This is a genomic window from Shigella sonnei, from assembly GCF_002950395.1.
GTDB lineage: Bacteria > Pseudomonadota > Gammaproteobacteria > Enterobacterales > Enterobacteriaceae > ECMA0423.
In genome coordinates this window covers 1,361,654-1,387,993 of record NZ_CP026802.1, presented here as the reverse complement: position 1 = coordinate 1,387,993, position 26,340 = coordinate 1,361,654, and the positions used below count along the sequence as shown (strand labels likewise).

Annotated in this window: 23 protein-coding genes, 2 tRNA genes and 1 pseudogene; 11 read left to right on the top strand and 15 right to left on the bottom strand. The window is 51.2% G+C overall.

What is annotated here, in order from left to right:
• Positions 1–52: 52 nt before the first annotated feature.
• The 3 genes from C1P89_RS07335 to ydhT are packed head-to-tail and all read left to right on the top strand — an operon-like array spanning position 53 to position 2,319.
• On the top strand, positions 53–721 hold the full coding sequence (locus tag C1P89_RS07335) for a 4Fe-4S dicluster domain-containing protein (RefSeq protein ID WP_049792786.1): 669 nt from the start codon (positions 53–55) through the stop codon (positions 719–721).
• Positions 718–1,503: a thiosulfate reductase cytochrome B subunit gene (gene phsC / locus C1P89_RS07330; RefSeq protein ID WP_001069984.1), complete on the top strand. Its 786-nt coding sequence runs from the start codon at positions 718–720 to the stop codon at positions 1,501–1,503. The genes C1P89_RS07335 and phsC overlap by 4 nt, the downstream gene beginning before the upstream one ends.
• 3 nt (positions 1,504–1,506) lie before the next feature.
• Positions 1,507–2,319: a protein YdhT gene (gene ydhT / locus C1P89_RS07325; protein ID WP_000587565.1), complete on the top strand. Its 813-nt coding sequence runs from the start codon at positions 1,507–1,509 to the stop codon at positions 2,317–2,319.
• Between the two features lie 11 nt (positions 2,320–2,330).
• Here ydhT and C1P89_RS07320 read toward each other — a convergent pair whose 3' ends face one another.
• The 4 genes from C1P89_RS07320 to C1P89_RS07305 all read right to left on the bottom strand — a co-directional run bounded on the left by C1P89_RS07320 (position 2,331) and on the right by C1P89_RS07305 (position 4,631).
• Positions 2,331–3,935, bottom strand: a complete 1,605-nt coding sequence (locus C1P89_RS07320; RefSeq protein ID WP_000716916.1) for an FAD-NAD(P)-binding protein — start codon at positions 3,933–3,935, stop codon at positions 2,331–2,333.
• Between the two features lie 125 nt (positions 3,936–4,060).
• Positions 4,061–4,366, bottom strand: coding sequence for a monooxygenase (locus tag C1P89_RS07315; protein ID WP_000212657.1), 306 nt, complete (start codon positions 4,364–4,366; stop codon positions 4,061–4,063).
• A gap of 107 nt (positions 4,367–4,473) precedes the next feature.
• Positions 4,474–4,550 (bottom strand) — tRNA-Val (locus C1P89_RS07310).
• A 4-nt stretch (positions 4,551–4,554) separates the two neighbouring features.
• A tRNA-Val gene (locus C1P89_RS07305) sits at positions 4,555–4,631 on the bottom strand.
• A gap of 307 nt (positions 4,632–4,938) precedes the next feature.
• Here C1P89_RS07305 and C1P89_RS07300 point away from each other — a divergent pair.
• Positions 4,939–6,195 (top strand): AIDA repeat-containing protein, encoded by a 1,257-nt coding sequence (locus C1P89_RS07300; protein WP_000534300.1) that lies wholly within the window; start codon positions 4,939–4,941, stop codon positions 6,193–6,195.
• A gap of 40 nt (positions 6,196–6,235) precedes the next feature.
• Here the strand turns inward: C1P89_RS07300 and mdtK are convergent, their stop codons facing one another.
• A complete protein-coding gene (mdtK, locus tag C1P89_RS07295) occupies positions 6,236–7,609 on the bottom strand; it encodes a multidrug efflux MATE transporter MdtK (RefSeq protein WP_001174956.1) in 1,374 nt (457 codons plus the stop codon).
• Positions 7,610–7,823: 214 nt separating this feature from the next.
• On the opposite strand from mdtK, the gene ribE reads away from it, so the two are divergent.
• Positions 7,824–8,465, top strand: a complete 642-nt coding sequence (gene ribE / locus C1P89_RS07290; protein WP_000493947.1) for a riboflavin synthase — start codon at positions 7,824–7,826, stop codon at positions 8,463–8,465.
• A gap of 39 nt (positions 8,466–8,504) precedes the next feature.
• On the opposite strand, the gene cfa is transcribed toward ribE, so the two are convergent.
• The gene (cfa, locus tag C1P89_RS07285; protein WP_000098896.1) at positions 8,505–9,653 is read right to left on the bottom strand and encodes a cyclopropane fatty acyl phospholipid synthase; all 1,149 of its coding nucleotides are present in this window, start codon (positions 9,651–9,653) and stop codon (positions 8,505–8,507) included.
• Positions 9,654–9,943: 290 nt separating this feature from the next.
• Positions 9,944–11,155: a purine nucleoside transporter PunC gene (gene punC, locus C1P89_RS07280; RefSeq protein WP_001182380.1), complete on the bottom strand. Its 1,212-nt coding sequence runs from the start codon at positions 11,153–11,155 to the stop codon at positions 9,944–9,946.
• Between the two features lie 112 nt (positions 11,156–11,267).
• On the opposite strand from punC, the gene punR reads away from it, so the two are divergent.
• Entirely contained in the window at positions 11,268–12,200 is a 933-nt protein-coding gene (gene punR, locus C1P89_RS07275; protein WP_000269501.1) for a DNA-binding transcriptional activator PunR, read from the top strand.
• On the opposite strand, the gene purR is transcribed toward punR, so the two are convergent.
• A complete protein-coding gene (purR, locus tag C1P89_RS07270) occupies positions 12,197–13,222 on the bottom strand; it encodes an HTH-type transcriptional repressor PurR (RefSeq protein WP_000190988.1) in 1,026 nt (341 codons plus the stop codon). The two genes, punR and purR, sit on opposite strands and share 4 nt — an antisense overlap.
• A 298-nt stretch (positions 13,223–13,520) precedes the next feature.
• On the opposite strand from purR, the gene cydH reads away from it, so the two are divergent.
• A complete protein-coding gene (cydH, locus tag C1P89_RS07265) occupies positions 13,521–13,610 on the top strand; it encodes a cytochrome bd-I accessory subunit CydH (RefSeq protein WP_000102278.1) in 90 nt (29 codons plus the stop codon).
• A 165-nt stretch (positions 13,611–13,775) separates the two neighbouring features.
• Entirely contained in the window at positions 13,776–14,951 is a 1,176-nt protein-coding gene (locus C1P89_RS07260) for an MFS transporter (RefSeq protein ID WP_000701073.1), read from the top strand.
• Between the two features lie 145 nt (positions 14,952–15,096).
• Here the strand turns inward: C1P89_RS07260 and sodB are convergent, their stop codons facing one another.
• A complete protein-coding gene (sodB, locus tag C1P89_RS07255) occupies positions 15,097–15,678 on the bottom strand; it encodes a superoxide dismutase [Fe] (RefSeq protein WP_000007283.1) in 582 nt (193 codons plus the stop codon).
• Between the two features lie 127 nt (positions 15,679–15,805).
• Entirely contained in the window at positions 15,806–16,621 is an 816-nt protein-coding gene (gene mepH / locus C1P89_RS07250; RefSeq protein WP_000101193.1) for a peptidoglycan DD-endopeptidase MepH, read from the bottom strand.
• Between the two features lie 333 nt (positions 16,622–16,954).
• Here mepH and grxD point away from each other — a divergent pair, with 333 nt between their 5' ends.
• A complete protein-coding gene (gene grxD / locus C1P89_RS07245; protein ID WP_000108174.1) occupies positions 16,955–17,302 on the top strand; it encodes a monothiol glutaredoxin 4 in 348 nt (115 codons plus the stop codon).
• Positions 17,303–17,352: 50 nt separating this feature from the next.
• Here grxD and C1P89_RS07240 read toward each other — a convergent pair.
• The 5 genes and pseudogenes from C1P89_RS07240 to nemR form a co-directional block, all read right to left on the bottom strand.
• Positions 17,353–21,922 (bottom strand): annotated as a pseudogene (locus C1P89_RS07240) (ATP-dependent helicase).
• A 92-nt stretch (positions 21,923–22,014) separates the two neighbouring features.
• Positions 22,015–22,662, bottom strand: coding sequence for a ribonuclease T (rnt, locus tag C1P89_RS07235; RefSeq protein WP_001282281.1), 648 nt, complete (start codon positions 22,660–22,662; stop codon positions 22,015–22,017).
• Between the two features lie 102 nt (positions 22,663–22,764).
• On the bottom strand, positions 22,765–23,172 hold the full coding sequence (gene gloA, locus C1P89_RS07230; protein ID WP_001237796.1) for a lactoylglutathione lyase: 408 nt from the start codon (positions 23,170–23,172) through the stop codon (positions 22,765–22,767).
• An 80-nt stretch (positions 23,173–23,252) separates the two neighbouring features.
• Entirely contained in the window at positions 23,253–24,350 is a 1,098-nt protein-coding gene (nemA, locus tag C1P89_RS07225) for an N-ethylmaleimide reductase (RefSeq protein WP_000093626.1), read from the bottom strand.
• Between the two features lie 36 nt (positions 24,351–24,386).
• Entirely contained in the window at positions 24,387–24,986 is a 600-nt protein-coding gene (nemR, locus tag C1P89_RS07220) for a DNA-binding transcriptional regulator NemR (RefSeq protein WP_001032925.1), read from the bottom strand.
• A 102-nt stretch (positions 24,987–25,088) separates the two neighbouring features.
• On the opposite strand from nemR, the gene C1P89_RS07215 reads away from it, so the two are divergent.
• Complete coding sequence (locus C1P89_RS07215; RefSeq protein ID WP_000840481.1) at positions 25,089–25,328, top strand: DUF1289 domain-containing protein; 240 nt, start codon at positions 25,089–25,091, stop codon at positions 25,326–25,328.
• Between the two features lie 48 nt (positions 25,329–25,376).
• A complete protein-coding gene (locus C1P89_RS07210; RefSeq protein WP_000250646.1) occupies positions 25,377–26,273 on the top strand; it encodes an aldo/keto reductase in 897 nt (298 codons plus the stop codon).
• Positions 26,274–26,340: the final 67 nt, after the last annotated feature.

Below are 26,340 nucleotides of genomic sequence, written 5' to 3'. Positions count from 1 at the left end.
GATGTCATGGATAGGGTGGACAGTTGCAGCCACTGCATTAGGGGATAATCAGATGTCCTTCACTCGACGCAAATTTGTTCTGGGGATGGGAACAGTAATCTTTTTTACTGGTTCTGCGTCTTCTCTGTTAGCGAACACGAGGCAAGAAAAGGAAGTTCGGTATGCCATGATTCATGACGAGTCACGGTGCAATGGCTGTAATATTTGCGCCCGCGCATGCCGTAAAACTAACCACGTCCCCGCTCAGGGAAGCCGTTTATCGATAGCACACATTCCAGTCACCGATAACGACAACGAAACGCAGTATCACTTTTTTCGCCAGTCATGTCAGCACTGCGAAGATGCTCCGTGCATCGACGTATGCCCGACAGGGGCGTCGTGGCGTGATGAGCAGGGGATCGTGCGGGTAGAAAAATCGCAGTGCATCGGCTGCAGTTATTGCATTGGCGCTTGTCCGTACCAGGTTCGCTACCTTAACCCTGTCACTAAAGTGGCAGATAAATGTGATTTCTGCGCTGAGTCCCGACTGGCAAAAGGCTTTCCGCCCATTTGCGTCAGCGCCTGTCCGGAACACGCATTGATCTTTGGTCGCGAAGATAGCCCAGAAATTCAGGCGTGGTTGCAGGAAAATAAATACTATCAATATCAGCTACTTGGTGCCGGGAAACCGCATCTGTATCGCCGGTTCGGTCAACATTTGATTAAAAAGGAAAATGTATGAACCCGTCGCAACATGCTGAACAGTTTCAGAGCCAGTTAGCGAACTATGTGCCACAGTTCACTCCCGAATTTTGGCCGGTGTGGTTGATCATTGCCGGAGTATTGCTGGTTGGGATGTGGTTGGTGTTGGGGCTGCACGCCTTGCTTCGTGCTCGTGGCGTGAAGAAATCAGCCACCGATCATGGTGAGAAGGTTTATCTTTACAGCAAAGCGGTCAGATTATGGCACTGGTCGAATGCGTTACTCTTTGTATTGTTGCTGGCAAGTGGGCTGATAAATCACTTTGCGATGGTGGGCGCAACTGCGGTTAAAAGTCTGGTTGCGGTGCATGAAGTTTGCGGATTTTTGTTACTGGCATGCTGGCTCGGCTTTGTGCTGATCAATGCCGTTGGGGATAATGGTCACCACTATCGCATTCGTCGTCAGGGGTGGCTGGAACGAGCGGCAAAACAAACACGATTTTATTTGTTTGGCATTATGCAGGGGGAAGAACATCCTTTCCCGGCAACAACACAGTCTAAATTTAATCCCTTACAGCAGGTCGCCTATGTTGGTGTCATGTGTGGATTGCTGCCGTTGTTACTATTGACGGGGCTGTTGTGTCTCTATCCGCAAGCCGTGGGAGATGTGTTTCCTGGCGTAAGATACTGGTTATTGCAGGCGCATTTTGCTCTGGCATTTATAAGCCTCTTTTTTATCTTCGGACATCTTTATCTTTGCACCACGGGGCGTACGCCACACGAAACCTTTAAAAGCATGGTCGATGGCTATCACCGGCACTAACGAATGATCATTACACGAGCAGACCTGCGAGAATGGCGTATCGGAGCGGTGATGTATCGCTGGTTCCTGCGCCATTTCCCACGCGGCGGTAGTTATGCCGATATTCATCATGCACTGATTGAGGAAGGATATACGGACTGGGCGGAGAGTCTGGTTGAGTATGCGTGGAAAAAATGGCTGGCGGATGAAAACTTCGCGCATCAGGAAGTTTCCTCTATGCAAAAACTGGCCACAGACCCCGGAGAGATACCATTTTGCAGTCAGTTTGCCCGCAGCGACGATCATGCTCGCATCGGCTGTTGTGAGGATAACGCCCGAATCGTAACCGCTGGGTATGCCGCGCAAATTGCCAGTATGGGTTATAGCGTGCGGATTGGAAGTGTCGGCTTTAACAGTCACATTGGCAGCTCCGGTGAACGCGCACGGGTTGCTGTAACCGGTAATTCTTCGCGGATAAGCAGCGCTGGAGATAGTAGTCGGATTGCGAATACCGGAATGCGAGTACGCGTTTGTACATTGGGTGAACGGTGTCATGTCGCCAGTAATGGTGACCTGGTGCAAATCGCCAGCTTTGGCGCAAACGCCAGAATTGCCAACAGCGGCGACAATGTACACATCATTGCCAGCGGTGAAAATTCAACGGTAGTGAGCACGGGCGTGGTCGACTCAATTATTCTCGGGCCAGGGGGAAGCGCCGCACTGGCATATCATGACGGCGAAAGAGTTCGCTTCGCCGTCGCCATTGAAGGTGAAAACAATATTCGAACCGGAGTCCGCTATCGTCTTAATGAACAGCATCAGTTTGTTGAGTGCTGATAGCTTTACCTTTAATCAAACGAAAGACGCCGACGAGCACGGGATGCAGGCTTTACGACCGCCCGAGCCATCGCCTCACCAATTTCTGCACATGCCGTAAGTCCCTGAACGAAAGGCTGGTCGTGCATCAACCAGGGCAACGCGCCGAACGCTACGCGTCCACGAATATCTTCGGGTTGCTGTAACGTATAATCTTCGCCAACATCAGGGATTTCATCCCCTGTTTTCTGTAATTGCTCGCGTAGCCCAGGGAAAGGAATATCTTTCACTTTAAGCGGACGCTGTCCGCGGGCATCAATAAAAACGTCAAACGAGTAGCTGTTGTCTTCCGTTTTCAGGACGGTGCGCGACTCATTAATTTCCATTTTGTAGTCTTCACCGAGGGCGAGAATATGAATGATCCCCGCTTCACGTAAGGCCAGCAGCCGACGAATAGACTCTGAAGGGATTGCCGCATAATTATCGATGAAAACCCGGGCAAGGCCTTTACTGAACCGTTTATGGTCGTGTTCATTCAGATGTGGAACAATTTCCTGTACGGCTTCATGCAGGCGCAGAATGACATAACGCCAGGGAACAGTATGTTTTTCTCGTTTATTGCGTTCGACTTCCTGGAGATTTTTTTCTGCCCAGTCAAATGGGTCGCGTTGTTTGCGCTCGGCAAACCAGGCTTGAGCAAAGGAATCGACATTCAGGCTCTCTAAGGCTATGCGTTGGCTCCAGTCTGGATCAGCAAACTTGATTTCCTCTACTATCAATCTAAATACCCGATCCAAAAGGCCATATTCGCCTTTTTGAATCTCAGCATTTAATGCCTGATCGGTGACGATGTGTAAGGGCTCGTAGGGAATAGGGCAATAGAAATCGGCTTCGGGTAAAATACCCGTGCGCGACATCAACGTGATATTTAGCTTTTCACTTGCGTTATCGCGGTGAAAAACGACGTGTTGTTTATCATCTTCAATGAACGAACCATGCTGAATAGCCACTGCCATTGCCGCATCCAGTCCGCTCAAGGATGTTCCCATAATACCCACGTTACACGCATCGACCTTTGCTTCCATCAGGCCTGACCACGGGCTGGGAAAATACGTTCTGGTTGCTTCTTCTTCATCAGGCCAGACGTGACCCGTGGCAATCACCGCTAAATCAAACGTCTCGCTGGGTAAATCCTGATTTGTAGCGAGCATGACGCCAGCATTTGTAATTTGCAGATCGGTAACCTGGCATGATTCATAAACAGCCACTGCAAATTTTTGCTGTCGTGCCTGGTCTACTAATCGTAAAAATTGATCGCGGAAATATTCGCCCAGCAGAATTCGCGGTAAAAACTGACGATCGTGCAAGGTTTCTTTTTTAACGCCATAACGCTGGAGATGGCTGGCTTCTTGCTTTTGTAGCCATTCGAGATACGTACAATTAATCGGCGGTATTTCAATACTGGCAATATTTGCCAGCATCATTTTTGAGTTTTCCTCATCACTGTATGGCATCCCGACACCGGCCTCGTCAGCCTGCTCGAAGATAGAAATAGAAAGTGGAGTTTGTTGCTGTAGAAGCGAGAATAAGGTGTAGATCCCCGTAGGCCCGGCACCCACAATAGCAATTTTTTTCATTGTTACTTACCTGTACGCATTCTTTCGAATTTAGTGTTATCAGATAAGTTTGGTTGAGATTTTTAGAATTTGAGAAATTTCAGACAGGGATGAAAAGGGCGCTAACCGCCCTTGATTAAATTCTGTCAGGCGAGTTTTGCCTGATTGATTTGACTAAGTGGCTCATTGACATCGAAAACTTTGGCGACAACTTCCTCAACGCCGAGATTTTTCAGTCGGGCAGTATGTTTTTCCAGATAGGCAAGGGCGCTTTTTTCATCAGTGAAAAGGTAGATCCCACCGGCTTCGTGGTTCTTTTCACTTTCTGTCCATACCTTCCACAGAAAACCAGGTTCCTGATTAATCGACTCAGCAAGTGGTTTAAGCTGCTCAGCCATTGCGTCGCCAAATGGGCCATTAAAAGCAAAATGAAGTTGTAACAAAGTTGCCATAGCGATTCTCCTTCTGATAACGCATACGAAGACAGTGTAAATCTTTTAACGTATTGGATACAGAGAATAAACAGAGGGAAAAAGGAAAAGACCAGATTAAGAAAATCTGGTGCGTCCGAGTGGACTCGAACCACCGACCCCCACCATGTCAAGGTGGTGCTCTAACCAACTGAGCTACGGACGCAGGATGGTGCGTTCAATTGGACTCGAACCAACGACCCCCACCATGTCAAGGTGGTGCTCTAACCAACTGAGCTATGAACGCAACGTTGTAGGTGACAACGGGGACAAATATTAGCGGCAGAGTGGAAAGGTGGCAAGAGGCAAAACGTAATTTTCTGCGCTATTTCGACCGTTTGCAGAGCTTTTAAGCAAATTGGCTATATTTTGTTGATTTGCAAGGGCGATTTTTATTCAGGATCGCATTTACATCTGATACAACCCAATAATTCGTGTATCAGAGTTTAAACAGAATTGTTTGCCACCATCTCAAATCTGTCGTGGATAAATCCTCCGTAGCCTTTACACTTAGGTAGCAATAAAGGCACACAGATGCAGCAAAGGAATAAATCATGGGATCTGATGCGAAAAACTTGATGAGCGACGGGAATGTGCAAATTGTTAAGACCGGCGAGGTCATTGGCGCGACGCAACTTACTGAAGGCGAGTTGATTGTTGAAGCTGGCGGAAGAGCCGAAAATACCGTGGTCACGGGGGCTGGCTGGTTGAAAGTGGCAACCGGTGGGATCGCCAAATGCACACAGTACGGTAACAATGGCACGCTATCGGTCAGCGACGGTGCCATTGCCACAGATATTGTTCAGTCCGAGGGAGGCGCAATTAGTCTCTCTACGCTCGCTACGGTTAATGGCCGCCATCCCGAAGGTGAATTCAGCGTTGATCAGGGTTATGCCTGCGGTTTGTTGCTGGAAAATGGCGGTAACCTGCGTGTACTGGAAGGACATCGCGCGGAAAAAATCATTCTCGATCAAGAGGGCGGCCTGTTGGTTAATGGGACAACCTCAGCGGTCGTGGTAGATGAAGGTGGTGAATTGTTGGTGTATCCAAGTGGAGAAGCCAGCAATTGTGAGATTAATCAGGGCGGCGTTTTTATGCTGGCCGGGAAAGCCAGTGATACGTTGCTTGCTGGTGGCACCATGAATAATCTCGGTGGTGAAGACTCTGACACTATTGTTGAGAATGGATCCATTTATCGTCTGGGGACGGATGGCCTTCAGCTCTACAGTTCCGGTAAGACGCAAAACCTGTCGGTGAATGTGGGGGGGCGGGCTGAAGTGCATGCCGGTACGCTGGAAAATGCGGTAATACAAGGTGGAACAGTGATCCTGTTGTCACCCACCAGCGCGGACGAAAATTTTGTCGTAGAGGAAGATCGCGCACCGGTTGAACTGACCGGGAGTGTTGCATTACTGGACGGCGCTTCAATGATTATTGGTTATGGCGCAGAGCTGCAACAATCAACGATTACTGTACAGCAGGGCGGTGTGTTGATTCTCGACGGCAGTACGGTAAAAGGTGACAGCGTCACTTTCATTGTTGGTAACATCAATCTGAATGGCGGAAAACTGTGGCTGATCACTGGTGCGGCAACGCATGTGCAACTGAAAGTGAAACGCCTGCGCGGAGAGGGAGCGATTTGCCTGCAAACCAGTGCGAAAGAAATTTCACCTGACTTCATCAATGTGAAAGGGGAAGTTAACGGGGATATACGCGTTGAGATAACAGATGCCAGTCGGCAAACTCTGTGTAACGCTCTGAAATTACAGCCAGACGAAGACGGGATTGGCGCAACGCTCCAGCCTGCGTAAAAACACAGGCGCAACCCGTGAAGGTTGCGCCTTGTCTTTATTAGCGGGACGCTCGTTGCAGAATGATGGCTGACGGCATACGTTGCAGGAACCGCATACGCAGCATCATCATAATGGCTGCCGATGTCAGGCCGATAATAAAGCCTATCCAGAAGCCTGCTGGCCCCATAGGTTCAACGACCAGATCGGTCAGTGCCAGAATATAGCCGCTTGGCAAGCCCAGCACCCAGTAAGCTGTAAAGGTGATATAGAAAATGGAACGCGTATCTTTATAACCACGCAAAATCCCACTGCCAATCACCTGGATTGAGTCAGAAATCTGATATACCGCCGCCAGCAACATCAAATGCGCAGCCAGCGTTACAACCTCGGGATTGTCGTTGTACAACAGGGCGATTTGCTCCCGCAGTGAAACCGTGAAAATGGCCGTCAGGGTTGCCATACAGACACCCACCATAAGCCCGGTCCGAGCAGCGGTTTGCGCATCCAGCGTTGAGCCCTGACCCAGACGATAACCTACGCGGATAGTTACCGCTGCCGCCAGCGACATTGGAAGCACGAACATTAGTGAACTAAAGTTCAGGGCAATCTGGTGTCCTGCGACATCAACAATACCGAGCGGAGACACTAACAGAGCCACGACGGCAAACAGTGTCACTTCAAAGAATAGTGCCAGCGCAATCGGCAAACCGAGTTGAATCAGTCGTTTCATAACCGCAGGATCGGGTTTTGCGGTGCCTTTTTTGTTACGGATATCGCGCATGGAGCGGGCGCGTTTAATGTAAGAAACCATGGCAAGGAACATAACCCAATACACCGCCGCAGTAGCCACGCCACAACCAACGCCACCGAGCTCAGGCATACCGAAATGACCATAAATAAAGATATAGTTCACCGGAATGTTCACCAGCAGGCCGATAAAGCCCATTACCATACCCGGCTTGGTTTTTGCCAGACCTTCACACTGGTTACGGGCAACCTGGAAGAAAAGATAGCCTGGCGCGCCCCACAACAACGCACGCAGATAACCCACGGCTTTGTCCGCCAGAGCCGGATCGATGTTTTCCATGGAGCGGATAATGTAACCTGCATTCCACAGCACCAGCATAATGAGAACGGAAACAAAACCTGCCAGCCAGAAACCTTGTCGCACCTGATGCGCAATGCGCTCACGTCGACCGGAACCATTTAATTGCGCGATAACCGGCGTTAATGCCAGCAGCAGTCCGTGACCAAAGAGGATCGCCGGAAGCCAGATAGAAGTACCGATAGCGACCGCCGCCATGTCGGTGGCACTATAGCCGCCCGCCATCACGGTATCGACAAAACCCATCGCAGTTTGGGCGATTTGCGCGAGAATCACCGGGATTGCTAATGCTAATAACAGACGCGCTTCACTGATATACTTCTGCACGTGAACACCTTTTATTTGTAGTTATATGAGAGACTAAAAAGCCGCCTGAATGGGCAGCAAAAAGAAGAAGCAGGGGAAATTCAGTCTATTGTAGCGAGGATTTATTAATTCTCCAGTGAAAAAATAGTCATTCTTACCCCTTCACTGGTAAGGGCGTTTTCCACCTGCTATTGTGCTGAACAGAATGTCTTAACTGATTTCAGGAGTTGTAAGTATGTTTACGGGGATTGTACAGGGCACCGCAAAACTGGTGTCGATTGACGAGAAACCAAATTTTCGTACGCATGTGGTGGAGTTACCCGACCACATGCTGGACGGCCTGGAAACAGGTGCTTCCGTGGCGCATAACGGTTGCTGCCTGACCGTGACGGAAATTAACGGCAACCATGTCAGTTTTGACCTGATGAAAGAAACGTTACGCATTACCAATCTTGGCGATTTAAAAGTGGGGGATTGGGTAAACGTTGAGCGTGCGGCAAAATTCAGCGATGAAATTGGCGGACACTTAATGTCAGGTCATATTATGACCACCGCTGAAGTGGCGAAAATATTAACCTCGGAAAATAATCGCCAGATCTGGTTTAAAGTCCAGGATAGTCAGTTGATGAAATATATCCTGTACAAAGGATTTATTGGCATCGACGGTATTAGCCTGACCGTCGGCGAAGTCACGCCAACGCGTTTTTGCGTCCATTTAATTCCGGAAACTCTGGAACGCACGACTCTTGGGAAGAAAAAACTCGGCGCACGCGTCAACATTGAAATTGATCCACAAACTCAGGCAGTGGTAGATACGGTAGAACGTGTGCTGGCGGCACGAGAAAATGCCATGAATCAACCAGGTACAGAAGCCTGATCTGAAATCGCCCCCGGAGAGGGGGCGATAGAATAGCCTTTAGCGAGCGACTCGAAGGCCGTTTTCAACACCGCGTGAGAACACGACCTGCCAGAGCTGAATATCACGGGCGCGGAAAGCACCTGCGCAGGCATTCAGATAATAGGTAAACATCCGTTTAAAGCGTTCACTGTAGTTATCCGCAATTTCTGGCCATGCGGCGAGGAATCGTTCATACCACGCCATCAACGTAGTATCGTAATCAGCACCGAAGTTATGCCAGTCTTCCATCACAAAGTGGGGTTCGCTGGACTGAGCAATCTGGCGTACAGAGGGCAGGCAACCGTTCGGAAAAATATATTTATTAATCCAGGGATCAACATTCAGATCGGTTTTTTTCGAACCGATAGTATGGAGCAGGAATATGCCTTCCGGTTTCAAATTACGATCCACCACCGCAAAATAGGTATCGTAATTTTTCGGTCCGACGTGCTCGAACATCCCCACAGAAACAATACGATCAAACTGGTCGTTCAGGTCACGATAATCTTGCAGCAAAATGGTGACATCCAGGCCTTCACAGCGTTCCTGAGCCATTTTTTGCTGTTCGGCAGAAATGGTGACGCCCACCACGCTTACGTCATAATTAGATGCCATGTAGTGTGCCAGTCCGCCCCAGCCGCAGCCAATATCCAGTACGCGCATCCCAGGTTTTAACTGCAATTTTTCACAAATCATTTTGAGCTTCGCCTGCTGGGCAGATTCCAGATTATCGGCATCTTTCCAGTAAGCGCAGGAATATTGCATGAAGGGATCAAGCATGCGGCTGAACAAGTCATTACCCAAATCGTAATGCTCCTTGCCGACTATCCAGGCACGTTTTTTACTCTGCAGATTGAAGAGACGAGCGCCGGCAATACGCAGCGTGTCTTTGAAATGATGGGGGAGTTGGTTCTCGAGACCTGCGCGTAAGACTTTGCTAAAAAACATATCCAGTCGGTCACATTCCCACCAGCCATCCATATAACTTTCGCCTAACCCCAAAGAGCCTTCTTGCAGAACGCGTTTAAAAAAATCGGGGTTTTTCACACGAATATCCGCCGGGGCAGAACCGTTAATGGCTATACCGGCACGGCTAAGTAATTCGTTGGCGATACGGTACCAGTTGTCATCCGGTACACTGACTTCTTCTATACACGATGAACTCATAGTTTCTCCATCACTGGTCGGTGATCAGAACCTTAAAACAGCGTAGACGCTTTTTGGGCTTTGTGAGAAATCTCGCAGAAAAAACCGCGAGTCTATAATCCGACGTAGAACAGAGGGAAAGGAGGAACCCTTGCCGAAATGACCATCCATAGTGAGTCGGGAACGATCCTGTCCCCGTAAAAACATAATATTTATCGTAGCTTTAACAACTCGAAATTAGTATAGGCCGCTAATTTCAATCATACAACAAAATTTTGTTAGCAGCCTAAGTATAAGTATATCGATATAGATCAGTGTGATTCGCTATGAGCGACTTCGGCATTGCCATGATTCTGGCAGCCAGCTTCTTCACAACGTTGCATCATGTAACCCAGCGCGACCAGCACTACTGTTGATAACATCACGCTGGTGGTGGTGAGCAATGGCGTGCTGATACTAATAAGCCAGGAAACTACCAGACTTGCGAGGAAGCACAGACCCAGTTGTAGAGTGTTCTGCAACGCTGCGGCGCGACCAGTTGCGTGTGGGAAGGGACGCAGCGCCTGGGCGACAACAATAGGGTAGATCGCGCCATTGGCAATCGCCATCACACAGAATGGGATCAGGATTTCGACCAGCGACACATGGCTAATGAAGCCCGCAGCCCAGGTCGCAATGACGCTGACAGCAAACAGCACCAGCAACCACGGTAATAACTGCTTGCCTTGCCATTTCTGCAGCGCGGCGCGACAGCCATAACCACCAATCAGAAACGCGATAGTTTGCGGGACATAACTTAAACCAATAACTGCCGGGCTGTAGCCCATTTCACTAAGGATGAACGGTGAACCGGTCAGCCATGCAAAAAAACTGGCTGAACAGGCCGCGTATATCAGCACGTTGCCGCGATAGGTTTTAGAACGTAGCAGGTCGGTAAAGGTCAGACCATCCTGACTATTGTTACGGGCCTTCGTCGTGGGTTTGAGCCAGAAAATAGGCAGAATCAGCACCACGGTAATGGCAAACAGGGTGGCGAAAATCGCCTGCCAGGAAAAATGGACCAGCAGCCAGCTTCCTAACAGAGGAGCCAGGGCCGGAGATAGACCCACCAGCGGTATGATGGTCGCAAAAATTCGGTTAACTTTCTGTGAAGGATAATAATCCGTCACTAACGCTTGCCAGATAACCGCCGCGGCGCAGACACCCACAGCCTGTACAAAACGCAATACCAGCAGCGTAGCGGCGTTTTCTACCCACAGCATCCCCAGACTACCTAACGCAAAAATTGTCATACCGATTAATAATACCGGTTTACGACCATAACGGTCGGAGAGCGGCCCCCACAGAAGCTGGGCTGCGGCAAAACCGGCAAGGAACAGACTAAGGCTGGCACTGACAGCAGACGCAGGCGTTTGCAGGTCGGCCTGTATGGCGGCGAAAGCAGGCAGATACATATCGGTTGCCAGAAAACCGAGTACGCTCAAACCCGCCAGCCAGACTAAAAATCTTTTCCCAGGTTGCATGTATATTCTCTAAATCTCTCAATTAAACACCGCCGCAAAGTGTAGGGAGTGAAATTAGTGTTGTGAAACGGTAATATTTGATGATTGGTTTCAAAAATTTTGCAGGCAGACTATGTGGTCAGAATATTCACTCGAAGTTGTTGATGCGGTAGCGCGTAATGGTAGTTTTAGCGCTGCGGCACAGGAGCTGCATCGCGTTCCTTCTGCGGTCAGCTATACCGTGCGTCAGCTGGAAGAGTGGCTGGCGGTGCCGCTCTTTGAACGACGGCACCGTGATGTGGAGCTGACCGCTGCTGGAGCGTGGTTTCTCAAAGAAGGGCGCTCTGTTGTCAAAAAAATGCAGATCACCCGCCAGCAATGTCAGCAGATAGCGAACGGCTGGCGCGGTCAGTTAGCTATCGCAGTGGATAATATTGTCAGGCCAGAACGTACACGGCAGATGATCGTTGATTTTTATCGCCATTTTGATGATGTCGAACTTCTTGTCTTTCAGGAAGTGTTCAACGGTGTCTGGGATGCGCTTTCCGACGGGCGCGTGGAACTGGCGATTGGCGCAACACGCGCGATTCCGGTAGGCGGTCGTTATGCCTTCCGGGATATGGGGATGCTAAGCTGGAGTTGCGTTGTTGCCAGCCATCACCCGCTGGCGTTGATGGATGGCCCGTTCAGCGATGATACGTTGCGCAACTGGCCGTCGTTGGTGCGCGAAGACACCTCGCGAACGCTACCTAAACGTATTACCTGGTTGCTGGATAACCAAAAAAGAGTTGTCGTGCCTGACTGGGAATCATCGGCAACCTGTATCTCGGCAGGATTATGCATAGGGATGGTGCCAACACATTTCGCCAAACCGTGGCTTAATGAGGGGAAGTGGGTAGCACTTGAACTGGAAAACCCCTTTCCGGATTCGGCATGTTGTCTGACATGGCAGCAAAATGATATGTCGCCTGCGTTAACCTGGTTGCTTGAGTATCTCGGCGATAGTGAGACGCTGAATAAGGAGTGGCTGCGGGAGCCGGAAGAGACTCCCGCAACGGGTGATTAACGACGATAGTCGCGGAACGGGCCGTCAGCCACGGAGCGGCGTTCAATCAAGCGCGGATGCACTTCAATGGACTGCGGTTCTTCACGTTTGTTGACGATACGATCCAACAGCATGTTGAACGCTGTTTCACCCAGCGAATCTTTTGGCTGATGGATTGTGGTCAGCGCCGGCGTAAAATAGCGGGCGTTGCGCACGTTATCATAACCAATTAGCGAAACATCCTGCGGGACGCGCAGCCCCATTTCATCAGCAGCACAAAGTGCGCCCATTGCCATGATATCGCCACCACAGAAGACGGCAGTAGGGCGATGCGGCTGCGACAGGATTTGCTGCATGGCGCGATAACCGGATTCAGGTTCAAAGTCACCCTGCACAATCCAGCTTTCCGGCACCTTGATCATTGCTTCTTCCATCGCCTTCATAAAACCGACAAGGCGGCCTGCGCCAGTGTTACGTTCCAGCGGGCCGGGGATAACGCCGATTTCGCGGTGACCGCGTTCAATCAGATAACGCCCGGCCATGTAGCCGCCTTCGAACGCGTTATCAATGACCGCATCGGTGAAGTCAGCTTTTGCTTCACCCCAGTCCATCACCACCATTGGGATATGGCGATACTCTTCCAGCATCGCCAGCAACGGCTCTGGGTACTCAGAACACATCACCAGCAGACCATCGACGCGTTTTTGCGCCATCATCGACAGATAAGCCCGCTGTTTCTCAAGATTGTTCCACGCATTGCCCAGAATCAGGGTATAACCTTTCTGGAAGCAATTTTTTTCAACTGCTTCAATGATCTCGGCAAAATAGGCCGCTTCGCTGCTGGTCGCCAGCAAACCGATAGACTTGGTGTGGTTAACCTTCAGGCTACGCGCCACCGCGCTAGGGGAGTAGTGTAATTCTTTAATCGCTGCCCACACGGCGTTGCGCGTTTCTTCAGCGACGAAACGTGTTTTGTTGATCACGTGTGACACAGTTGTAGTGGAAACGTTTGCTCGTTTCGCTACATCTTTTATTGTTGCCATTCCATTTCACTCCAGACCCTAACTTCAGCTCCTGCAAAATCGCAAGGTAAACGTTTGCCTTTACACACCTTACGCACAACAAAAGTGTTGCGGTACGCCGGAAAAACGACACGGAGCGTCAGGAAGGGGTCAATGGCCAGTACGCAAATAGTGTAAGCGTGGAATTTTGGCCGATCTTGACGAAAAGGGGAAGTGGTAAAAACACTTATCATTATAAATGACGGGAGATTTTTTCATCACAGTGTGTAAAAATGCGTAATATCACTTTTTGTGTGGTAATAAAAAAGGAGAAAACTTGATGAGCACCGACCTTAAATTTTCACTGGTAACAACGATTATCGTCCTCGGTTTGATCGTAGCCGTGGGTTTGACTGCCGCGCTGCACTGATTTCCTCTCGAGGGAGCGCGTTCTCCCTCGCATCTCCTTCCTGTTTGTTAGCAAAATGGCAAAAGTGCTTTCTCTTTTTGTTATTTTCATTTTTTTGTGATTGCTGTCATGCTTTCGCCACTTTAATGAATATCGCGTAATGACGCGAAGAGGTGGAGATAAGGCATGAAAATTAACTATCCGTTGCTGGCGCTGGCGCTGGCGATTGGCGCGTTTGGTATCGGGACAACGGAGTTCTCGCCAATGGGCTTGTTGCCCGTCATTGCGCGCGGTGTGGATGTCTCGATTCCCGCTGCCGGAATGTTAATCAGTGCCTATGCAGTTGGCGTAATGGTGGGCGCGCCGCTGATGACGCTTCTACTTTCTCATCGTGCCCGCCGCAGTGCGTTGATTTTCCTGATGGCAATTTTCACGCTCGGCAACGTACTTTCCGCCATCGCGCCGGATTATATGACCCTGATGCTTTCACGCATTTTGACCAGCCTGAATCACGGAGCATTTTTTGGTTTGGGTTCAGTCGTGGCCGCAAGCGTGGTGCCAAAACATAAACAGGCCAGCGCAGTTGCCACTATGTTTATGGGGTTAACCCTGGCAAATATCGGTGGCGTGCCGGCGGCGACCTGGTTGGGTGAAACCATCGGCTGGCGGATGTCATTTCTGGCAACGGCGGGGCTGGGAGTGATTTCAATGGTAAGTCTGTTCTTCTCATTACCTAAAGGTGGTACAGGGGCACGACCTGAAGTGAAAAAAGAGCTGGCGGTATTAATGCGTCCGCAGGTGCTGTCTGCATTGCTGACGACGGTACTGGGAGCTGGCGCAATGTTTACTCTCTACACCTATATCTCTCCGGTACTGCAAAGTATTACCCACGCAACACCGGTGTTCGTCACGGCAATGCTGGTGCTGATTGGTGTCGGATTCTCTATCGGTAACTATCTCGGCGGCAAACTGGCAGATCGTTCAGTTAACGGCACGTTGAAAGGCTTTTTGTTGCTGCTGATGGTGATTATGCTGGCAACCCCGTTCCTGGCCCGCAATGAGTTCGGCGCAGCTATTAGCATGGTGGTGTGGGGCGCAGCAACCTTTGCGGTCGTACCGCCGTTACAGATGCGCGTGATGCGTGTCGCCAGTGAAGCGCCAGGTCTGTCTTCATCAGTCAATATTGGTGCCTTTAATCTTGGAAATGCGCTGGGAGCAGCGGCTGGTGGTGCGGTAATTTCCGCTGGGCTGGGATACAGCTTTGTGCCGGTGATGGGGGCGATTGTCGCGGGACTGGCATTATTGCTGGTGTTTATGTCAGCCAGAAAACAACCTGAAACAGTTTGCGTTGCCAACAGCTAATTAAACAAAAACGCAGAAGGATAACCTTCTGCGTTACAGTTGCTGACAACGTGCGATTTATCTTGCCGAATGCGCTGTTAACGCCTCATCCGCGTTGGCATGGTAAGCGAAGCGCATCAGGCAATGCTGCATTTGCCATCAGTTATTATGCAGCGAGATTTTTCGCTACGAATTCCCAGTTCACCAGCGCCCAGAAGTGCTCCAGATAGCCAGGACGTGCATTGCGATAGTCGATGTAATAAGCGTGTTCCCAGACATCAACGGTCAGCAGCGGAGTCGCATCGGTGGTCAGCGGAGTACCCGCGTTAGAGGTTGAAACGATAGCCAGTTTGCCATCGCTGTTTTTCACCAGCCAGGTCCAGCCAGAACCAAAGTTTTTGATCGCTGCATCAGTAAACTGCGCTTTGAAATCGGCAAAGCTGCCAAAAGATGCGGCGATAGCTTCAGCGACTTTTCCAGTCGGTTCGCCACCGGCGTTCGGTGCCAGGCAGTTCCAGTAGAAAGTATGGTTCCAGACCTGAGCTGCGTTGTTGAATACGCCACCTTCAGAGCTGCGAATAATCTCTTCCAGTGATTTACCTTCAAACGCGGTACCTTTAATCAGGTTGTTCAGGTTAGTGACATAAGTCTGATGATGCTTGCCGTAGTGATACTCGATAGTTTCCGCAGAAATGTGCGGTGCCAGAGCATCTTTAGCATATGGTAGTGCAGGTAATTCGAATGACATTGCTACTCTCCTTTATTATTAATTTGCATACGTACAATAGCCTTATTGTGCGTATGGATAGGGTAGCAAATTAAAAGGTGAGACAAAAGATGAACTTACCCTGTTGCCGTAACAACAGGGTAAAGTTTTAGCGAAGTGTTTTTGGGGTCATTACCCGACGAGCGCCAACATAGTGGCGCTGCCAGTAGTCTTCACTGAGAGAAGTGATTTGAATTTCCTGACCTGTGCGCGGTGACTGAATAAATTTGCCGTTGCCGACATACACGCCGACATGATCGGCTGTGCCGCGTCCCTGAGTACGGAAAAAGACCAGGTCGCCGTTTTTCAGTTCACTACGTTCGATTGGCGCTGCATCACGCAGGTGATACATTTCATTCGCCGTACGCGGAATACGAATTTTCACCAAATCTTTATAAGCGTAATAAACCAGGCCGCTGCAATCAAAACCGGTACGCGGTGAGCTGCCACCCCAACGATATGGCTTACCAATTTGCTGCATCAGTTTATTCATTGCCACTTTCGTAGCTTTTTGCACCTTCGCTTTGTGCGCGTCGGCAAGAGTTCCTGACGCGGCATTTTTGACTTTCACACAATGCGATTTATAGCCCTTACGTTTGGTACACTTTTCGGTAAAGCTGGCTGAGGCCGTTTTATTGACGGCGTGTTTGCTGCGAGTTTTGGCGTTTTTAGAAGCGGTAATGGAAGATTTTTTAACGGAAGAAGCGGTTTTGCTTTTGGTCGTACTTTTACTGGCGGCTTTTTTCGCTGTTTTCTGGGTCTTTTTGGTGGTTGCCGTGCTTTTCTTTTTATCTGCTTTTTTGGTGATATGAGTGGTAGCAGAACTCTCCCTGGCTTGCTTTGAAGCATGGGCCATAGGCGTTAAAGGCAGGGTGGTAAAAAGTAAAGCACAGAGCGTGATCGAAATACGGTTTATCCGCGCCACTGAGCGTCCCTCTGTTAAGGCAGGTCTATCATGCCTGCGTCTGATTTACAAAACTTGATGATTCTAATGCATAGAAGAAGAGAAAGTTAATAGCTTTTATTGTTAAAAAATACGTTTCGTTGGCGAGCGCAAAAAAATGCAGCAGTGAAAGCTAAAAATGGTTATAAATACGCCAGTTTGCCGGCATCAGAGAAGAAACGAATATTTGAAATGCAACAAATAGAGCAAAGGGATAAAATAGCAAAAGCGTGATGAAAATGTTATTTTCCGATGCCGCACTGACCCGCTACAATGTCAGATTACTGCCGTAAAGAAGTTTGAGGAAGCAAGACAATGAGCACCACTATCGAAAAAATCCAACGCCAGATTGCTGAAAACCCGATCCTGCTGTACATGAAAGGTTCACCGAAACTGCCGAGCTGCGGTTTCTCTGCCCAGGCAGTCCAGGCGCTTGCCGCATGTGGCGAACGTTTTGCCTATGTTGATATTCTGCAGAATCCGGACATTCGTGCGGAACTGCCGAAATATGCTAACTGGCCGACCTTCCCGCAACTGTGGGTTGACGGCAAGCTGGTCGGCGGTTGTGATATCGTGATCGAAATGTATCAGCGTGGCGAACTGCAGCAGCTGATCAAAGAAACTGCCGCTAAATACAAGTCTGAAGAGCCGGACGCGGAATAATCCGTCCTGCAATACTGACGGATGCGAACGGGCATCCGTCAGTCCTTTCTCTATCCCCAATCCAGCCCTTGTGGCGAACTTGAAAATCCCGCCTCACGCAGCAGCGTAAACATCGGCGTTTGCCGGACCGGTAGATCATTCACTTCTGTTAGCGTAAAGCGCAGCCGTGGTTCGCGACGCAGTGCGGTAGTCAGCGCGTGGAAAACCTCTGGGGCGAGTAATTCCTCTTTTTCCTGCCAGACCAGCATTTTTTTGCCACCTTGCGCCAGATAGAGTAACAATTTGCCGCCAGAAACGACCACCAGCGCACCCGCCCGACGCGTTGGAACCAGCGTTGCCGGATGTGCAGGCCAGGGCAGAAGATTTCCCCACACATTAGCCGGATCGTTGGCAGAGAGCGCCACTGGTGTATAGTGGCGCGTTTGCGTGGCTTGTGTCGCCAGATCGCGCAATCGGTCAATAGTCAGACGTTCAGCGAATTGCGCGCCACCCAGACCTTCTACAAAACGACCTCGCATAATTCGCCCGGAGTCTTCCATACTTCGACAAAGCGTTTGCATCGATGGAAACCCGCCAGGGATATTTTCGGCTATCACCGCCTGACGACTGATGATGCCGTAGCGGTCGAGCATATTTTCCGCCAGCGCCAGCATCCAGCCAGATTTGGTGTGTTGTAAGATACCAGCGGCGAGACGGGTTGCGCATAGACAGGACGTCCACGACGAGCCCGGTGACTGCGGCGAGTTGAGGTGCGTGCGTTGGAACTGCTGCGGGTGAGGGCGCGTAACGGTGCCCAAATGTCGCTGGTGATGACGCCTTGCCAGACCAGCGCCCATAACGCCTCTTGCAGGGCAGAGAGATCAACCGATTCGCCGATTTTGTCGCGTATCCGTTGGCTGATTTGTTGTGCAAACCAGGCTCCTCCGTCAGCCAGAACAGCGACTATCGCTTGTTGCAGCGCCGAACGATTCGCCTGATCCGCTTCGTCGGGAGTGAACGATTCTGCAGCATATTCCTGTAGATGCAGTGCCACCAGGCCGTCATCTTCACCCAGTTTTTTTGCCCCGACCAGATAACCGCACCGGTTGCCAGTAATTCATCGAGCATTTCTGACGAATAGTCGCGTACGCGGGCAGGCAGGATCTGGCTTTCCCAGAGTGAGGCGGGTAAACCGACTCCGGCAAGCTGTTCGATCACCCGCATCACGCCATCTACGCCCTCATAAACGCCTGGCGATGTTGAGGCAAAGAGCGCCGGGCTACCATCGGTGGCGGGTAATACGCCCTGACGTTCCAGCAGCAATCGCGCATAGGTCGTGGCTGCAACGGGACGCGTCGCTTCTCTGGCGGCTTGCAGCGAGCGCAAACGCAGACGACGAAATACTTCATCGCTCACCCAGATGTCTTGTTGCAGATTCATCACCAGACCCTGTTCACGCAGTTGCTGAAGCTGCTCTTCGACAATGGCAATACCGAGACTAAACTCATGAGCCAGTTGTTCAGCCGTGACCAGAGCATGAGCCCGGAGATAGCGCAGAAAGAGGTCGCGAAGCGGGTAACTGACTCTATGTAAATAAATCTCTGGCAATGACTCTGGTAGTCGTACGCCGAGGGCATCACGCAGCCTGGCGGCATCATCCATACAGGCAAGACGCTCCTGTCCGCTAATCATCGCTGGGAAGATTCGTTTTACTGCAAGAAGATTTTCCAGATACGACGCAACCTCTTCACTGCTGCCTGTATGCCGTTGCGCCAGGTCTTCAACGGTCATTGGCCCCAGTTCGCGCAGCAGGTCGAACAATCCTTCTTCACCTTTCGCTCTTCTGCCAGGAGCCAGTCGTTGCAACTCTTCTTCCACCTGGCGAATGACCTGCGGGTCGAGTAATTCCCCCGGATCGACCTGTCCGAGTAGATTGCGCAGTAACTCGCTGTCCAGCGACAGTACGGATGCCCGGCGCTCTGCCAGCGGGGCGTCGCTCTGGTACATAAATTCCGCGACATAGCCGAACAATAAACTTGTGGCGAAAGGCGAGGGCGTAGTGGTCGTTACATCGGATATTTGAATTTCGCCACCGTTCAGGCGACGCATCAAACGTTCCAGTGCGGGAAGATCATAAACATCTTGCAGACATTCGCGTAGGGTTTCGAGAATGACCGGAAAATCCGGATATCCCTGAGCGATTTCCAGCAACTGACTGGCGCGCAGCCGTTGTTGCCAAAGCGGGGTGCGATGGCCCGGAGTGCGCCCCGGCATTAATAATGCCCGCGCGGCGCATTCGCGAAAACGGGCGGCGAAAAGTGCCGAGCTGCCTACCGCCTCGCGGACAATTTGCAGCAACTTTTCTGGTTCAAACAAAAAAATCGCGGCGTCGGGCAATTTACCATCAGTGTCAGGAATGCGCGCAACAATGCCGTCATCACTGGCGACCACAGACGCGTCAGCGCCCCATAGGGCATGTATTCGCCCGGCAATCGCCAGCGCCCAGGGTTCATGCACCCGTCTTCCATAGGGAGAGTGCAAAATAATACGCCAGTCGCCAATTTCATCACGGCACCGTTCGAGGACCAGATGGCGACTCCCCGGAACGATGCCCGTCGCGTTGCGTTGCTCGTCAATCAACCCCTGAATATTGGCGATCGTATTTTCTTCTGCCAGCCACGGGGGAATAGTCCCGGAAAAGAACGCGCCATCCGCCAGCAAATGAAGAAAATCGCCGATCATCTCGCCTAATTCAGCCGGACGTCCGTTACCTTCACCACGCCAGAAGGGGAGCCGGGCAGAACGACCCGGAGCAGGAGTCACAATCACCTGATCGCGGGTGATTTGCTGGATCCGCCATGAGGTAGCGCCGAGAGTGATAATGTCGTTCACCCGCGACTCATATACCATCTCCTCATCCAGTTCACCCACCCGCCGCGAACCGGCCTGTTCTTCACCTTCGGGTAATAACACGCTATACATGCCACGATCCGGAATGGTGCCACCGCTGGTAACCGCCAACAATTGAGCGCCAGGTCGGGCGGTCAATATCCCGGTCTCCCGGTTCCAGACCAGTTTGGGGCGAAAAGCAGAAAAATCGCCAGAGGGATAGCGCCCGGAAAGCATATCCAGCGTAGCGTCAAAAACACGTCTTGGCAGATCTTTCCACGGTGCGGCACGGCGTACGCGGGAGTACCATTCGTCTACCTGTAATGCATCCATCGCCGCGGCGGCAACGGTTTGCTGCGCAAGGACGTCGAGTGGATTATGCGGCGGTGTCAGGTTTTCCAGCCTGCCTGCGAACATACACTCTACAATGACTGCGGAATCGACTAAGTCACGCCGGGTACGAGGGAAAAACAGCCCTTTAGATACACCGCCAACCTGATGTCCGGCGCGACCAATGCGTTGTAACCCACTGGCAACAGAAAGCGGCGTTGCCACCTGAATCATCAGATCCACTGCGCCCATATCAATCCCCAGTTCGAGACTGGAGGTTGCGACCACGCAGCGTAACTCACCCGATTTCAGCGCCTGCTCGGTGATTGCTCGTTGTTCTTTAGAGACGGAGCCGTGGTGTGAGCGGGCAATAAAAACGTCGCTACTTTGTACACGGTTAGAGGTTGCGCCGGAGGTCGACTCGAAATGGGCCGCATCAACGGCGATAGACGGGGAACGCTGTAAGCGTGCGGCGTAAAGCTCATTTAATCGTGCCGTCAGTTTTTCCGCCAGCCCACGTGAATTAGTAAAGACAATGGTCGAGCGATGGCGCAACACTTCATCAAGGATACCCGTTTCAATATATGGCCAGATGGAGCCTTCCCGGCCGGCATGGCTGTCTTCGCCGGTGCTGCTGGCGACCGATGAGACATCATCCATATTGGCGACCGGTACGACAATTCGTATCTGCGGATGGCGCATTGCGGGCGGGTTGACTACCGTAACCGGGCGATTGCCACCAAGAAATGCTGCCACATCGCTGGCTGAGCGCACAGTGGCAGAAAGGCCAATTCGCTGTGCTGAGGTGTGGAGCAGCGCATCGAGCCGCTCCAGACTTAACGCCAGATGCGCACCACGTTTACTGCCCGCTACCGCGTGGACTTCATCAATAATTACCGTTTCGACGCCGCGTAGCGTTTCGCGCGCGCGGGAGGTCAGCATCAGATAGAGTGATTCGGGTGTGGTGATCAGAATATCCGGCGGATTACGGGTGAGTTTGCTGCGTTCCTGTGCAGGCGTATCGCCAGTACGGATCCCTACGCGAAGATTGACTTCCGTTTCGCCGCGCCGCCGCCGTTCATCGGCAATACCCTTCAACGGGATCTGCAAGTTGCGCTGAACGTCGGTGCCCAGGGCTTTTATCGGTGAAATATAGAGGATGCGTGAGGTTTTACGCTTATGCGCCTCGCGGGTATCTTCGCCGCCTTCGCGGAAGAGCCGATCGAGGGCGTAGAGAAATGCTGCCAGCGTTTTCCCGGAGCCAGTCGGTGCAATCACCAGCGCATGTTCGCCTCGCGCCGCCACATGCCAGGTTTGCGACTGGACAGCGGTCGGCTGTTTAAAGGCGCGAAGAAACCAGTCGCGGGTCGCCAGTGAAAACACGTCCGGCAGGAGCGATGAAGGGTCTGGATTATCTGCCATTAACGCTATTCCCCGTGAATATCATGCTTGATGCGTGGAATAGCCTCACTATAGATGCCTGAATCATTGCATGTCATCAGGCATCGACTCGATTACACCTCTTCGGCGGCAGGTAGCGGCCAGCCTCCCAGACGTTTCCAGCGGTTGACGATTTCACAAAACAGCACAGCAGTGCGTTCGGTGTCGTACAGCGCGGAGTGCGCCTGGGTGCTGTCGAAGTCCATGCCAGCGGTCTGGCAAGCCTTTGACAATACGGTTTGTCCGAGTGCCAGCCCGGCCAGTGCAGCAGTGTCAAAAGTGGCGAAAGGGTGGAACGGGTTACGTTTCAGTGAGGCGCGTTCTGCGGCGGCCATCATAAAGCTGTGATCAAAATTGGCATTGTGCGCCACCATAATGGCGCGGTTACAGCCGCTCGCTTTAATACCTTTACGTACAACTTTAAAAATTTCGTGCAGCGCCTCGTATTCGCTGACCGCGCCGCGATCGGGATCGTTCGGGTCAATGCCGTTGAAGGCGAGGGCCTCTGGCTGCAAATTTGCGCCGACAAATGGTTCGACGTGGAAATGTAATGTGGTGTCCGGCATCAGCCAGCCTTGTTCATCCATTTTCAGGGTGATGGCGGCAATCTCAAGCAGCGCATCGGTTTTGGCGTTAAATCCGGCTGTTTCAACATCGATCACAACAGGATAAAAACCACGAAAACGGTCGCACAGACCGGTAAGTTGAGCGTTATCGGACATCTGATTCTCTTAATACGGATAAATTGCAGCGCGCATTATGACAAATATTACTTGTCGATGCAGTAAAGATGCGGGCGCGATGAGTTCACGCCCGGCAGGAGATTAGTTGCCCAGACCGCGACCGGCGTCTTTCTCTTCGATTAACTCAATTTTGTAACCGTCCGGATCTTCCACAAACGCGATAACCGTAGTACCGCCTTTTACCGGACCCGCTTCACGGGTCACGTTACCCCCGTTTTGACGGATTTTTTCGCACGCTTCAGCGGCGTTATCTACGCTAAGCGCGATGTGACCATAAGCAGTGCCGAGTTCGTATTTATCCACGCCCCAGTTGTAGGTCAGTTCAATCACCGCTTCTTCGGTTTCCGGGCCGTAGCCAACAAACGCCAGTGAGTATTTGTATTCCGGGTTTTCGCTGGTACGCAGCAGTTTCATGCCCAGCACTTTGGTATAAAAATCGATGGAGCGTTGCAGATCGCCAACGCGCAGCATGGTATGAAGAAGACGCATCTTTTTATCCTAAAAATGGCTAACAGATTCAAAATGTTGTTTTAGTATAGCGGCGGCTTTACGCCGCTCGCAATGTTGGATTACAACGTCGGGTAATCGGTATAGCCTTCCGCGCCGCCACCGTAGAAACTTTCGGCACGCTGTGGGTTAAGCTCAGCTCTGCGCTGCAAGCGGGCGACCAGATCCGGGTTCGCAATCCAGTCACGACCAAATGCCACCGCATCAATTAACCCTTTGCCAATCAGCGTTTCGGCTTTTTCTACCGTGTATGCACCTGCGCCGATAATCGGACCGTGGAAACGGGCGCGTACTTTTTCGCGGAACGCATCAGTATACGGTTCACCTCCCGCCCAATCTGGTTCTGACATATGCAGATAAGCAATGCCGCGTTTACCCAGTTGTTCAATCAGATACAGTGCATCGGCTTCTTCATTCGGGCCGTTATCCGTGTTCTGGAAAGTACCGATTGGCGAAACGCGAATGCCAATGCGATCGGCACCCCATTCTTCAATCCCGGCATCGACCACTTCCAGTACCAAACGTGCGCGATTTTCCACGCTGCCGCCGTACTGATCGGTACGATGGTTTGAAGAAGGGGAAAGGAACTGATGCAGCAAATAACCGTGAGCAGAGTGGAGCTCTACCAGATCAAAACCGGCTTCACGCGCGTTAGCAATGGCCTGACGGAAATCATTGACGATACCTGGAATCTCTTCCAGTTCAAGCGCACGCGGCATGGATGTTTCAACACGGATCGCCTGACCATTTTCATCGCGCAGAGAAGTACGTGTTCCCGCGCTAAGTGCTGAAGGCGCTACCGGTGCCTGACCGCCAGGTTGCAGGCTGGCGTGAGAAATGCGTCCAGTGTGCCACAGCTGTACGGCCATATGACCATTTTCAGCATGAACGCCAGCGGTAATTTTTTTCCATGCGGCAATTTGTTCCGGACTATGGATGCCAGGTGCACCAGCATACCCTTTTGCCTGGGCAGAAATTTGCGTGGCTTCGCTAATAATCAAACCGGCACTGGCACGTTGGCGATAGTATTCCTCCATCAACGGGGTAGGGATGTCACCCGGTTCAATACTGCGCAGACGCGTCAGCGGTGCCATAAAAATACGGTTTGCCGCAGTTATTGCGCCCACTTTCAGTGGGGAATACAGTTTTTCAGATGACATAAAGGCTCCCGGTCGTCTGGTGATAAAAAATGCCTGCTAAACGGCAGGCGTCGCAATAATGGTTTTTACATGTGCCAGCGCGTTTTCCAGTGGCTCGGAATTGCGCGAAATTTTGGCCTGCAGATTCGCACCCAGCCATAGTGCGTAAAGCACTTGTGCCTGTTGCAGCGGTTCGCCACAAAAGGTTAAACAGTGGTTCTCATGGCCATTTTCCAGCGCCTGAGAGAGCAGGGCAATCACGCCGCGAGCGCCTTTATCCATCGCGCTACGCATATCTTCTGACAGATCGCACACTTCGGCAGAGAGTTTTACTGTCAGGCAACCACTGATGGTTCCATGTTGGCAAAACTGGTTCAGTGTTTGCTGGTAATAAGCCAGTATGCGGTCGCGGTAGTTACCTTCGCCGGATTGCAGCAACTCAGTCAGTCGCTGGTGATATGTGGCGTAATGGCGCTCAAGCATAGCAACGCCAAACGCTTCTTTAGAGCGAAAGTAGTGATAGAAGGACCCTTTCGGCACTTCAGCGATTTTTAGTAATTCGCTTAGCCCCATCCCGGTGAACCCACGTTGCAGGCAAAGTTGCTCGCCCGTCGCCAGGAGATGTTCGCGAGTATCATGTTCGGTGTGTTTGTTCATGCGTTGGAGTGTAGTAGACCAGTCGGTCTAGTGCAAGCAAAGTTGCTACTTTGGACATTAACAGCTTCAATAATGGTAATAATCTTATTTGAGGAGGGCGAAGTGGCGGAGCAATTAGAGTTCTTTCCCGTCCAGAGCCCGTGCCGGGGAATTTGCCAGTCTGACGAACGCGGGTTTTGTCGCGGCTGTTTTCGTAGTCGGGATGAGCGTTTTAACTGGAATAAAATGAGCGATGGCGAAAAACAAGAGGTGCTGCGCCTTTGTCGGCAGCGATTAATGCGCAAATTACGCGCAAATAAGCCAGCGTCATCAGACGAACCGGAGCAACCATCACTCTTTTGAACCTAATCTTGCGTATACTCCTCTCATATCTGATAAGAGGAAGCGATTATGGTTCAGCGTATTACTATTGCGCCGCAAGGCCCGGAGTTTTCCCGTTTTGTGATGGGCTACTGGCGATTGATGGACTGGAATATGTCCGCCCGCCAGCTGGTCAGTTTTATTGAAGAGCATCTGGATCTCGGCGTGACCACCGTGGACCATGCTGATATTTATGGTGGCTATCAGTGCGAAGCGGCGTTTGGCGAGGCACTGAAACTGGCACCTCACCTGCGTGAACGGATGGAAATCGTCAGTAAATGCGGTATCGCGACGACCGCGCGTGAAGAAAACGTCATTGGTCATTACATCACTGACCGCGATCACATCATTAAGAGCGCCGAACAGTCGCTAATTAATCTCGCGACCGATCATCTGGATCTGCTGTTAATCCACCGACCAGACCCGTTAATGGATGCCGATGAAGTGGCGGACGCGTTCAAACATCTGCATCAGAGCGGCAAAGTGCGTCATTTTGGCGTATCGAACTTTACGCCTGCGCAATTTGCCCTGTTGAAATCACGTCTGCCGTTTACCCTTGCCACTAATCAGGTGGAAATATCCCCGGTGCATCAGCCGTTACTGCTGGATGGCACGCTCGACCAACTACAACAACTGCGTGTTCGTCCGATGGCGTGGTCCTGCCTTGGTGGTGGTCGTCTGTTTAATGATGATTATTTCCAGCCGCTGCGTGATGAACTGGCTGTGGTGGCGGAGGAGTTAAACGCGGGCTCGATTGAACAGGTGGTTTACGCCTGGGTATTACGTTTACCGTCGCAGCCGCTGCCAATTATCGGCTCAGGTAAAATTGAGCGCGTACGGGCAGCTGTCGAAGCAGAAACACTGAAAATGACCCGTCAACAATGGTTTCGTATCCGTAAAGCGGCACTGGGGTACGACGTACCGTAAGCACTTTTAGGAATAGCCGCCGTTCAAAAATGTGTCACTGGTTTACACTTATTCAGGAATGCACAAT